This window comes from Dyadobacter tibetensis Y620-1, from assembly GCF_000566685.1.
Classification (GTDB): domain Bacteria; phylum Bacteroidota; class Bacteroidia; order Cytophagales; family Spirosomataceae; genus Dyadobacter; species Dyadobacter tibetensis.
Genome location: NZ_AZQN01000002.1, coordinates 206,364 through 218,773 on the forward strand (window position 1 = coordinate 206,364; position 12,410 = coordinate 218,773).

At 43.4% G+C, this 12,410-nt stretch carries 11 protein-coding genes; 7 read left to right on the forward strand and 4 right to left on the reverse strand.

Annotated elements, in window-relative coordinates; genetic code table 11:
- Positions 1–89 precede the first annotated feature (89 nt).
- From X939_RS0104460 to X939_RS0104470, 3 genes are all read right to left on the reverse strand, one after another.
- Positions 90–1,052: an energy transducer TonB gene (locus X939_RS0104460; protein ID WP_025762064.1), complete on the reverse strand. Its 963-nt coding sequence runs from the start codon at positions 1,050–1,052 to the stop codon at positions 90–92.
- A gap of 45 nt (positions 1,053–1,097) precedes the next feature.
- Positions 1,098–1,469 carry a PadR family transcriptional regulator gene (locus X939_RS0104465; protein ID WP_025762065.1) on the reverse strand — a complete coding sequence of 124 codons (372 nt, stop codon included), beginning with the start codon at positions 1,467–1,469 and terminating at the stop codon, positions 1,098–1,100.
- 66 nt (positions 1,470–1,535) lie between these two features.
- Positions 1,536–2,015, reverse strand: coding sequence for an Lrp/AsnC ligand binding domain-containing protein (locus X939_RS0104470; protein ID WP_025762066.1), 480 nt, complete (start codon positions 2,013–2,015; stop codon positions 1,536–1,538).
- A gap of 809 nt (positions 2,016–2,824) precedes the next feature.
- Here X939_RS0104470 and X939_RS0104480 point away from each other — a divergent pair.
- The 5 genes from X939_RS0104480 (at position 2,825) to X939_RS0104500 (ending at position 8,192) form a co-directional block, all read left to right on the forward strand.
- Entirely contained in the window at positions 2,825–3,433 is a 609-nt protein-coding gene (locus tag X939_RS0104480; protein WP_025762068.1) for a gluconate 2-dehydrogenase subunit 3 family protein, read from the forward strand.
- Positions 3,434–3,449: 16 nt separating this feature from the next.
- On the forward strand, positions 3,450–5,165 hold the full coding sequence (locus tag X939_RS0104485; protein WP_025762069.1) for a GMC family oxidoreductase: 1,716 nt from the start codon (positions 3,450–3,452) through the stop codon (positions 5,163–5,165).
- A gap of 132 nt (positions 5,166–5,297) precedes the next feature.
- The gene (locus X939_RS0104490; RefSeq protein ID WP_025762070.1) at positions 5,298–6,383 is read left to right on the forward strand and encodes a Gfo/Idh/MocA family protein; all 1,086 of its coding nucleotides are present in this window, start codon (positions 5,298–5,300) and stop codon (positions 6,381–6,383) included.
- Between the two features lie 67 nt (positions 6,384–6,450).
- The gene (locus tag X939_RS0104495; protein ID WP_025762071.1) at positions 6,451–7,743 is read left to right on the forward strand and encodes a beta-1,2-mannosidase; all 1,293 of its coding nucleotides are present in this window, start codon (positions 6,451–6,453) and stop codon (positions 7,741–7,743) included.
- Between the two features lie 248 nt (positions 7,744–7,991).
- Positions 7,992–8,192 carry a CsbD family protein gene (locus tag X939_RS0104500; protein ID WP_025762072.1) on the forward strand — a complete coding sequence of 67 codons (201 nt, stop codon included), beginning with the start codon at positions 7,992–7,994 and terminating at the stop codon, positions 8,190–8,192.
- 83 nt (positions 8,193–8,275) lie between these two features.
- On the opposite strand, the gene X939_RS0104505 is transcribed toward X939_RS0104500, so the two are convergent.
- Positions 8,276–8,827 (reverse strand): YcxB family protein, encoded by a 552-nt coding sequence (locus tag X939_RS0104505; protein ID WP_025762073.1) that lies wholly within the window; start codon positions 8,825–8,827, stop codon positions 8,276–8,278.
- Between the two features lie 274 nt (positions 8,828–9,101).
- Here X939_RS0104505 and X939_RS0104510 point away from each other — a divergent pair, with 274 nt between their 5' ends.
- On the forward strand, positions 9,102–11,162 hold the full coding sequence (locus X939_RS0104510) for a BatA domain-containing protein (protein ID WP_025762074.1): 2,061 nt from the start codon (positions 9,102–9,104) through the stop codon (positions 11,160–11,162).
- A 96-nt stretch (positions 11,163–11,258) separates the two neighbouring features.
- Entirely contained in the window at positions 11,259–12,389 is a 1,131-nt protein-coding gene (locus tag X939_RS0104515; RefSeq protein WP_025762075.1) for a 5-(carboxyamino)imidazole ribonucleotide synthase, read from the forward strand.
- The last annotated feature ends 21 nt before the right edge of the window (positions 12,390–12,410 follow it).

Sequence of the window (12,410 nt, forward strand, 5' to 3'; positions counted from 1 at the left end):
ATTGAACTGATTATATGGCTACCCATTAAAAAACAAAAAGTCCTCCAATTAAGAGAACTTAAGGCCATGAGCAAATATAATCTTAATTCTTATTTATTAATCTGGAATGAAACAGGCAAAATATACCGATAGGAAGTGGGTTTTCCAGATTTATTCCCAGGTTTCCAATTGGGCATTGTGGCAACAATCTTTTTAGCTACCTGATCACAACCATAGCCTATCCCTTCAATGATATTTACATCCTGTACTCTACCTTCGGGATTAATGGTGAATTCTACCATCACTCTTCCTTCTACTTTATTCTGAATGGCCGGCAATGGATATTCCAATTGAGTTTCTATATATCCCATTAAACGCTCCACTCCCCCAGGAAACTCCGGCTTACGATGCCAGTCATTGGGATCCATCCAACCTTGCTGTGCATGGGGCAAAACAGCTTCCTCCGGCACCGAAGTAGGGCGAATTAGTATAGGTAAAGAAGCGGTTTCATCCGTATCCCGAACAGGCAATTCCAAACTTATAGGTTCTTGATGGATTACTTCATCAAGAGCCGATTCCGGCTGAGAAGTTAGATCTGACCCTAAGTCAAGGGTAACCGTGGGGCGAATATCCACTCGATTCAATTCCAGTTCATAACCTATGGAAGTCGCATCGGGAGAAGGTGTTAGCCTGGCATAAAGATCAGGCAACAGTACCAGCAGTAAAAAAAACGACACCCCCATCACCAAGGAATGTTGAATCGTGTGCCCATATCCTTTCCTCAAGTCGTAGGCCCCATACTGTTTGTTACGCCCCTCAAAGACCATATCGGTTAACGATTGCTCCTCCTCTAAGAGCGCGCGAAGATCCGCGTTTAAGTCCAGTAGAATTTGTGGAGATGCTTCCGCTTCTATAAGCTTAAGAACCTCTTCAAATGCTGCACCATCCCATAAGCGTTCCTCGGCCTCGCAAGCCAGGTGATCCAGTAATTCCTCAAACAGGGCTGGATTCACCTGGCTTTCTTTCAGGTATTTACGTAAAAGTGCGAGTCGGTCTTGGTGTAAGCGAATCATGATCAAGCGAATTAGTTCTCAGCAAGCTCAATATAAGGCTTCTTATTACTTAATGGCTGAAGCAGCCAGCCCCGGTTCCACCCTTGGTGCTAAAAGTAATTTAAGGGCTTCTACAAATCGCTCTAGATCATCTGTTTTGGTCTGAGCCATTTCCGATCCAGGGTTAGTTAGGGAATAATATTTACGGGTGCGCCCGTCTACCTGCACCGTTTCCGTGATTAGGAGCCCGTCCTGCTCCAACTTATGCAGAACAGGATACAAAGCACCAAAGGTAAGGGCTATTGCACCTTGCGTACGGTCCTTTACCTCCTGAGTTATTTCATATCCATACATACGCTGATGTTCAGCCAAGAGGTTCAGTACAATGGTCTTGAGTGTGCCACGTACAAATTCATTACTAGTGGGAGTCGTTTCCATATCGTTTAAAATATTTATACCAAATATATAATTATTTGATACATACCGCAATTAAAATTATATTTTTTATTCTTCCGGCTCTTCAATCAATGGAATGGAACGATTAATACGTTCTTCCAATGAAATGAAAGTTTCCGTCCTCTGAATCCCACTCACTTTTTGAATTTTGTCATGTAGTATTTCCCTCAGGTGATTGGTGTCCCGACAGACAATTTTTATAAAGATACTATATATACCCGTCGTATAATGAATATTCACCACTTCCGGAATTTGCTCCAAGGCTGAGGCGACTTGTTCATATAATGAACTTTTATCAAGATAAATCCCTAAGAAGGCGCTAATGTCCCAGCCCAAGCGAGCAGGCTCGATGACTAGCTGAGAACCTTTGACTATGCCCATCTGCTCCATCTTTTTCATCCGCACATGTACTGTACCTCCCGAAACGAAAACTCGCTTTCCAATTTCCGTATATGGGAGGGCCGCATTCTCGATCAGCAGGGCGAGGATTCGCAGATCGGTATTATCAATATCCGAATATTTTTGCATTTCTGGCTTTCCGATTGAATGATTTACAATAATACTGACGAATTTATGCCATAATTGTAAATTTTGATAATTTTTAATGAAAATATTTTATAATTAAATTTCTTTGGTCTAAATTTGCATCATCAATCGAGAAAGGTAAACGAACCTGTTCGAAAATTGAGTTACCTTGTAGGGTGATGAAATTGGCAGCCATGCCCTCCTGTCTCGGGGGTGGTGATCCAGGGATAAACGCGATATAATGCCGGCTCATGCCGACTGGGGTGGACCACCAACAGTATTTGTATCGTAGCTAACCTCACCGTGGGTGGTTCGAATCCCCCTCCTACAGCAAAAAAAACTTGACAAGCGATTATTTTCGTATTAGTTTTATTTGGTTTTTAGTTTGTTGATGAAGTGTAATTTGACACGCGGGTTCACCTTGAAACCCGCGTGTTTTTTTATACTGGACCCACAATCCATTGACAAACAACACCTTACGAAAAAATATCCTTCAGCTCCCCCTCTCCCCTCCCCACAATCTTTTCCGGGTACGTCCACGATCCCTATGTCCTTTTCCTCGCAATTAAAGGGCCAAGCGCTCATTTCAACCCAGATTTTTTAAACTATTTCAAAAAATATTTAAAAAATTCCCTCCCATTTCTTCCTGTTATTTACTTCCACTAAAAATTATTCTTTACAAAGGAAGGTAGATTTAACATTATTAATTGTTATATTGACAATAGTTCCCAGACAAATCCAGTTTTATCTAATAAAAACCTGATTCGGCTTTTAATGGGGAAGCTATTTTGCCAACTTAATACGTATGATTTATGCTCAATAGAAGAAATGCCCTTAAACAAATCGCCATGGCTGCAGGCATGGCCTTCTCTTCGCCAACCCTAATGGCCATGAATCGGCGGGAAGCAGGGGAAGCGGGGCCAGAGTCTCAGTTCAGTGCCATCTCAGCAGATGATAATGCACTGATAGGAATGGTAGCTGAAATGATCATCCCGGAATCAGATACGGCAGGAGCTATCAGGGCCGGGGTGCCTGCATTTATTATTATGATGATTCAAGACTGCTATCACCAGCCAGAACAACTTAGTTTCCGGGAAGGCCTGGACCGGCTTCATCGTCAGAATTTTATGGGCTTGTCTGCAGAGCAGCGCCTTCAATCGCTTACCAGAATGGAAGAGGAGACCATTCAGGAGATGAAAGCCTTTCAGGTTAAACAGACCAAAATGGGTGATAATGAAGATAGGGAGCAAATCAAAAAACAGGCCTCTGGCCTACCCTTCTGGAGACTAATGAAAGAACTCACGCTCCTGGGATATTTCACTTCTGAAGAAGGCATTAAAGGTTCTTTTGAATATGTGCCGGTACCAGGAAAATTTGAGCTAACCCGTTTAGCACCGGGGCAAAAAATATACGCCTACTAATTAAACCTCAGGAGACATGTTTTTAAATTTAACTATAGATAAGAGCCATCGGTACGATGCCATTGTGGTAGGCTCGGGAATGACGGGAGGAATGGCAGCGAAGGAACTTACCGAGAAGGGCCTTCAGGTGCTGATGATTGAAAGAGGAAAAGAAATAAAGCATATAGAAGACTATGACACGGCATTAATGGCCCCCTGGGAATTTCAACATCGGGGAAAGGTACCACATTATTCCGCCGAAGAATTATGGTCCAACAGCCGATTTGGAAGCCTGGCAAATGAGGAAACAGGCAAATTTTTCACCAATGACAAAGAAAATCCTTTCATAGAGAAACGACCTTTCGATTGGATCCGTGCCTATCATACAGGGGGAAAGTCCATGCATTGGGGTAGGCAATCCTATCGTTGGAACAAGGCTGATTTTGAAGCTAACGCCAAAGATGGTATTGCTATAGACTGGCCCATCCGATATGAGGACCTGGAGCCCTGGTATACGCACGTAGAAAAATTCGTAGGAATTAGTGGTCAAAAGGAAGGCTTATCTGTTTTACCCGATGGACATTTTTTGCCTGCCATGCCCATGCATGCTCCAGAAAGGCATTTTTCTGAAGCGATGAAGAAAAAACTAGGCAGGCCCGTTACCATAGGCAGGGTGGCAAACCTTAGCGCCCCGCAAGACATTCACACTAGCCTTGGCCGTGCTTCCTGCCAGTACCGCAGCAAATGCTCCAGAGGATGCCCATATGGTGCGTATTATAGCTCTCTTTCCGGATCGATTCCTGCAGCCAGGAAAACAGACAGGCTGTCCGTACTTCACGACAGTATAGTTTCAGAAATTATTTATGACGAAAAAACCCAGCGCGCCACAGGAGTGCGGGTGGTCAATCAGCATACAAAGCAGACTCAGGAATTTTTCGCAAAAATCATATTCCTGAATGCGGGATCTATGAATACTGCCGCCCTATTGCTCAATTCAAAGTCGGACCGATTCCCGAATGGCTTGGGGAATGACAGCGATCAGGTTGGACGTAATATTATGGATCACCATTTGGGCGTAGGCGCCAGCGCAAGAGTAGAGGGCTTCGAAAAGGAATATTTCTATGGCCAGCGCCCCAATGCCTTATACATTCCTCGATTTAGAAACTGGGGGAACGACAAGCAGGCCTATCTCCGAGGTTTCGGTTATCAAGGCGGAGCGAGTCGCAGTGACTGGAAAAGAGGAGTAGGCGCAAAAGGTTTTGGATTAGAGTTTAAAAAGGATCTTACCCAGCCTGGCGGCTGGTCTATCGGATTCGGCGGGTTTGGGGAAGTACTTCCAAATCCGGAAAACCGTATGTACCTGCATCCGGACAAGGTTGATGCTTGGGGTATTCCTCAAATTGTGTTCGATGCAGCTTTTGGAGAAAACGAGTTGGCCATGCGGAAAGATATGATGAACTCGGCAGCAGAGATGCTAGAAGCAGCAGGCTTTAAAAACGTTTCGGGCAATAATCGCCAGGATACGCACCTAGGACTAGGTATTCACGATATGGGTACAGCGCGGATGGGGAGGTCGCCCAAGGATTCGGTACTCAATGCATTTAATCAGGTGCATGCCTGTAAAAATGTCTTCGTTACGGATGGAGCCGCAATGACCTCATCATCTTGCGTAAACCCTTCTATAACCTATATGGCACTAACCGCCCGGGCTGCAGACCATGCTGTTTCCGAACTTAAAAAACAGAATTTATAACTTTCTACAAGCTTTTTGTCGGATCGGCCCCACCTTTTATTCGTCCTCTATGCAAGACCTTGGCTAAATGATGACCCAAGGTTTTGCATTTTGTTCTCATCTTAAAAAACCACTACTTAATCTGAAATCACTATGACAAATGTTACTCGTCGAAAATTCATACTGACCGGAGCTGGACTTTCCGCTACGGCGATGTTTTCTCCTCATATTTTCGCTTTTAACAAGCCGAAAGAAAAATTGGGTGTAGCCTTGGTTGGGCTGGGGTATTACAGTACTGACTTACTTGCCCCAGCCCTTCAGTTAACTAAAAACTGTTATTTGGCAGGCATAGTAACCGGTACACCTGAGAAAGCAGAGGCCTGGAAAAAGAAGTACAATATTCCTGAAAAAAATATTTATAATTATAAAAACTTCGACCAAATAGCCAATAATCCGGATATCGACGTAGTATATGTAGTATTACCCCCTTCCATGCATAAGGAATACACCATCCGCGCAGCGAAGGCGGGCAAGCATGTATTTTGTGAGAAGCCCATGGCCATGAACGTGAAAGAGTGTGAGGAAATGATTAAAGCCTGTAAGGACAATAAAAAAAGTCTTTCTATAGGTTATCGTTGTCAGCACGATCCAAATACGCAAGCATTTATGCGCATTGCCAAGGAGCAATCACTCGGTAAGATTCAGCTTGTATCCTGTGCGGCGGGCTATTATGACAAACGGACTACTCATTGGAAACAAAACAAAGCCCTGGGTGGTGGCTCAATGTACGACATGGGGGTATATGCCTTACAAGGAGCCCGACTGTCCGTGGGAGAGGAACCCATATTGGTGACTGCTCAGCATATCAATAACAGGCCCGATATCTATCACGAAGTGGATGAGACGACTAATTTTCAACTACATTTTCCAAGTGGCGCCATCGCTACCTGTACGAGTAGCTTTGGAATTCAGTCTAATTTTCTGAAGGTAAACTATGAAAAAGGCCAGCTGTATATGGAGCCATTTTCTTCTTACAAGGGAAATAAGGGTTATAGTACATTAGGTGAAATTAATTTTGCCCTGGACAGTCAGCAGGCCAAACAGATGGACGAGGATGCTATGAGCATCCTAAAGAGCCAGCCACAACTTGTCCCTGGCGAGGAGGGCATGCGGGATATCCGGGTGGTGGAAGCCATTTATCAAGCGGCCAAGACGGGTAAAAGTGTGAAGCTCGCTTAAGGGGAATGCTGGTCTTGGTCGCTATATTTTGAATTTACCAATTATTCATACAATTAAGAAACTCAATATGCGTATCGAGCAAATTCAAGGCTATCGCGACCAAGCCTATCAACATCTCACCACGGCGCTTTTACCCTTTTGGGAAACACGCTGTGTAGACCACGTTAACGGAGGATTCATCACTCACTTCGACCATGCGGGTAACGATTCGGGTGAGGATGAGAAATCGTTAATTGCTCAGTCCAGAACAGTATACACCTTTTCTGCTGCCCATAGAGCAGGCTACGGAGAAGGAAGGTATGCGCAAATCGCAGGTCATGGCGTCGATTTTATGATCGAAAAGATGTGGGACAAAGAAAACGGGGGCTTTTATTGGCTGATGAACAGAAAAGGAGATGTTGCTATCGACGAAAAAATAGTATACGGGCATAGTTTCGCCATTTATAGCCTTAGTGAGTATACATTAGCAACCGGAGATCCCAGGGGATTGGAATATGCAGAGAAAGTATTTGACTTACTTCAAATCCATGGCGCTGACATCCACTATGGGGGTTATTTTGAAATGTTCTTAAAAAACTGGGACTTAAAAGGATCCGGCTCTGAAGGGGGGGACAGGAAAACTTTAGATGCACATATGCACCTTATGGAGGCATTTACAACTCTGTACGAGGCCAGTGGCAAGCAGGTTCACCGCCGAAAACTCCTGGAAATTATAGAACTGTTGGTAGCAAAAGTGATGCATCCGGAATATGGAACCGGCATCCCACAATTTTGGGCAGACTGGCGGGTGGCACCGCAAATCAAATTTGATATTATCTGGGGTTGGGACCGGTTCTCTGAAGACGGTTTTAAGAGTTCAGCAGAAGATAATACAAGCTATGGACATAATGTAGAATTTGCTTGGCTACTTATGCATGCTCTGGATATAGCTGGCGAACCTTATGACTGCTATGAAAATCAAATTTTAAAGTCATTCAATCATGCAGTCGATTATGGTATAGATTGGGAATATGGTGGCGTGTATGTCGAAGGATCTCACAAAGGAATGGTCTACGACCGAGAGAAGGAATTTTGGCAACAGGCAGAAGTTCTGATAGGCATGCTAGATGCCTATAGGGTGTATCAGGACGAAAAATATTTAAAAGCTTATGACGCAACCCATCGTTTTGTCTTTAACCATATGATTTCCCCGGTTGGGGAATGGCTCCCATTGCTGAGCAGGGATGGAGAACCTATATGGAGACATATGAGCCACTCCTGGAAGGTGAATTATCACTCAGTGCGCTCGATGGTTCAAAGTATCATTCGTCTGGATAAACTTATTAATAAGATGAATTCGGTTGAAAGCCATACCTTATAGTGAACTGTTGAAAAAAAGAGGGTAATAGGGAATATTTTACTCATATTCTAATCGATGACATGGATTGAACCCATTTTGTACCCGGCAATTACAAAACATTATCTAGCTGACATAAAGCCACTTACCTAGAATTAAAACCTGTTTGGGCTAGTTATGGATTTAACTGGTATAGTTTATTTAAGTTTACCAGCAGATAACGACCTACCCTCTGGTAGGTCAAACTGATTAAAACTTAAACCAGATTAGCTATGAGCGCATTCACGCAAAAAATAAAAGGTAATTGGAATGAATTGAAAGGTAAGTTGAAGCAGGAATATGGCGATCTTACTGACGACGATTTGACCTATGCTGAAGGTAAGGAAGATGAATTATTAGGAAAGTTACAGCAAAAAATGGGTAAAACCCGTTCCGAAGTAGAAACCGAGATTGACAGATTGTCAAATTCGTAATGGGGGAAACAGACCCTAGCAAAAGAGCCCCTTAGCCAATATGGCTAAGGGGCTCTTTTGCTAGGGTTTTACCAAAGAAAAATTTAGGCCTCTAAAAATTCCTTTTGCTTCAATATTCTTTCAAACATTTTATGTTCATGATCCGAATTAAAAACGGTGAACGGCAGATAAATAAATTGACCCTTGGAGATGACCAAAATATAACCTTCCTTGTCCTTATAAGCATTTTGAATTTGTTCCCACTTCATAATGCTACCTTCCTTTTGATTTAGCTTCATTAAAATTTGACGACTATCTATTTCGTAGCTAAATTTTTGGAACATCGTTTTATATTGATCCAATTGGGTGATTCCAGCGAACTGAACCAACCAAAACAGAACATATAATAAAGTGGCCACGAATACCGTGATATAAATCCATAGATTAGGGTAAACTCCCGTCAGGTTCAATACAGCATTGATAAAAATAAGAGCTATAGGAATTAAGGACCACTTGTACTGCGACTTAAAAAAATGCAGCATAGCAAGACGAATATACTTTTTGGTCGGCAGGGCATACTTTTTGGTACGAACCGCAGCTGGGTTCGAGGGCATTTGATAAACTGGCTGGTGTTTATTTACCGATATTTTGGCCATAACTTTATTATTAGTAATTAGATCAGTTGCAAGGATTATAGAACCTTTTGGCTCCAATTCGCTCTCAAAAAACAGGAAAAAGGCCCCAATTAAAATGCAAAGTTAGAAAAAAGCCAAAGACTTATTCAGAAAGGTATTGAAATAAAAAGGGGTTAAAAGAAATTAAGCTAATTTGCAGGGTATATGCTGCAAAAATGAAATAAGTAAAATTTCGTTTTCAAAAAGCCAATTTACTTTGTCATAAGGCAGCCTAGCCGTTTCTAAATAAAGACACATGAGCTTTTTATTTCCGTCATTCTTGTGGGGCCTATTGGCGGTGGCCATCCCCATTGCGATTCATTTGTTCAATTTCCGTAAGACTAAGCGGGTATATTTCTCCAATGTGGCCTTCCTAAAGGCTGTAGACACCAAGACCAAAACCATTAGACACATCAAACACTGGCTGGTTCTGGCCACCCGGATTCTATGCATTGCAGCCTTGGTTCTGGCATTCGCCCAGCCCTATCTTAACAGCGGAGAAAATCAACCCCTAACCCAGCGCGCTGTTACCAGTCTATATCTGGACAACTCTTATAGTATGCAGGGGGAGCTGAATACGAAGCGTTACCTGGACATAGCCACGGGCCGATTGGATGACTTACTAGGACAATTTACAAATGCAAGAAATCTACAGCTCATTACCAACGATTTCAGTCCAAAGGAAGGTAGCCTTTCCGATGCCGGTCAAATTAAAGACAGACTGACCACTATGCAACTTGCTACCACTTCTCGCAGTTTTCAAGATATTCTTAATAGGCAAGTCAACCTTATCAACCGCCATCATCAGGGGAAGGGAAATCACTTATTTTGGTTTTCTGACTTTCAGAAAAGCACCGCAGGCGATCTGTCAGAACTTAACATAGACAGCACCTCCACCTTACATATTATTCCCATACAGGCACCTGCCCAGAAAAATGTTTACATCGATACGCTATGGCTCAATACACCTTTTGTCAGAGAAGGACAAAACAATAGTTTGAATGTCAAAATCAAGAATTCGGGAGCCGAAGATGTCCAAAATTTAGTATTGAAACTGACTCTGGACAATACCCAAACCTCCACTGCATCGGTAAGCATTAAGGCCAATAGCAGCAGCACGGCTCGATTCAATTTCAACGTCACTGGAGCGGGCTTTAAGAAAGGGAAGGTGAGTTTTGATGATTACCCTATCCTATTTGATAATGAATACTATTTTATCCTGGAGGCTTCACCCAAAATTAAGATTCTCCATATCTATGATGATTTAGCGAACCATCAGGCCATACGACAAGTCTTTTCTAATGACAGTCTGTTTTCCTATCAGCAACAAAAGTCGGGATCCATCGATCCGGGAAACATTGCCTCATCAGATCTTATCGTGTTAAATGGTGTCAACCAACTGGGTAATGGAATACAGCAGGAGATTCAAAAACGGATTCTCAAGGGAAGCGCCCTAGTGGTCATCCCTGCTCCCACGCCGAGTGTCACTACTTATAATCAGTTATTAAGCCCCATGGGGATTGGTCAGCTCATGGTCGGCTCGGACTCGCATAACATGGTAGCATTACAACCAGCAGACCGAAACATTCCATTTTACCGGGATGTTTTTGAAGCCTCTGTTCAACAGGATGCCAATACCATTATGCCCACTGCCCGTCCGGTATGGCAATGGCGGCAAAGTGGGCAAAGCTTACTGGCGCTTCGAAGTGGTCTCCCCTACCTTAATCAAATTTCTTCTGGAGCTGGCTTGGTTTACCTGCTATCGGCCCCACTCCTGCCAACCCATGGCAGTATGGCCGAACATGCCCTATTCGTTCCAACCTTTTACAAAATAGCAGCCAGCAGCATGAAGGCACCTCCTTTGGCTTACACCTTTGACCAAAATCCTATTGTGTATCCTTTACTGGACAAACCCAATACAGAAGCCTTATTTAAGCTCAGAAATGGGAAGGCAGAGGTTATTCCTTCCCAACGCATTGTCGGTAATAATTTACTCTTAGAATTACCTACTTCAGATGAAACTGATATACTCAGTCCAGGCTATTATTCCTTGGAACAAGACGGCAAGACCAGAGGTTGGTTGGGACTAAATTATGAGAAGTCAGAATCCGAATTATTGTATTACTCTGCCGACACCCTGCGCCAGATTTTTCGGAATCATAGACAGGTTAAGGTATATGACGACATTCAACAAGCATCCTTTACTCAGGCATTTGCCAGCCAGCAGCAATCCAGCGATCTATGGAAGTACTTTCTGTATGCGGCACTGTTCTTCCTCTTAGTGGAGATTGGAATTCTGCGATTTATGCGTGCATAACGGGTAAATATGGATAAAAATGTAATATGCATGGGCAAATACTTTCTGTTTATGAGTTTTTAACCCAATTTTGCAGGGATAAAAACTAAAGAACCAATGCTTTCATCCCGAATAGGAATATTAGGTGGCGGTCAGTTGGGATTAATGTTACTTCAGGCAGCCATAGACTGGAACCTGGATGTTCATATATTGGATCCCGACGCCCATGCACCTTGTAAATCAATTGCTCCCCATTTCCAGCAAGGATCCTTGCAAGATTACGACACGGTTTACGCTTTTGGCAAGGAACTGGATATTATAACTATTGAAATAGAAAAAGTAAATGTAGAGGCTCTGGAGAGACTAGAACAGGAGGGTAAGAAAATCTATCCCCAACCCTCTGTTATTCGAAAAATACAGGACAAAAGGACGCAAAAGCAGTTCTACGCCGATCATGGTCTGCCTACCGCCGAGTTCATCTTAACGGAGGACAAAGAGGACGCCGCCCGTCACGAGTCATTTCTTCCTGCTTTCCATAAGTTAGGTAAAGATGGCTACGATGGGCGTGGTGTGCAGAGAATCGCTCAACCAGCCGATTTCCATAAAGCTTTCGACCAGCCGGGTTTATTGGAAAAAGCCGTAGCATTCGAAAAAGAATTAGCCGTTATTGTGTCACGTAATGAGAGTGGTGAACTGCGCTGTTTTCCTACGGTGGAGATGGTTTTCCATCCCGAGCACAACTTAGTTGAATATCTCTTCGCTCCTGCAGAGATTTCGGAGAGCGTCGATCGGGAGGCGAAGGCCATAGCCAGTAAAACGGCGGAGGCATTTGGCATTATCGGTATTTTAGCCGTAGAGTTGTTTTTGACCAAGGACGGCAAAATCTTAATTAACGAAGTGGCTCCACGTCCACATAACAGTGGCCATCATACCATCCGGGCCAATGCAACTTCTCAATATGAACAGCATTGGCGCGCGATTCTGAATCTTCCATTAGGAGACACCAAGGCCCTGGCCCCTTCTGCCATGGTCAACCTTCTCGGAGAGGACGGCTATGAAGGAACAGCCGTCTACGAGGGTATGGAACTGCTCCTGGCTACCCCGAAGGTATATCCCTTCCTCTATTGGAAAACACATACCAAGCCGTTCCGTAAGATGGGTCATATCACCATTCTGGACGAGGACCTTTCGTCTCTGAAGGAAAAAGTAGACTTTGTAAAGAAACATATCAAGGTTAAATCAAAATAAAGAAGGAACTCACTACTGGAG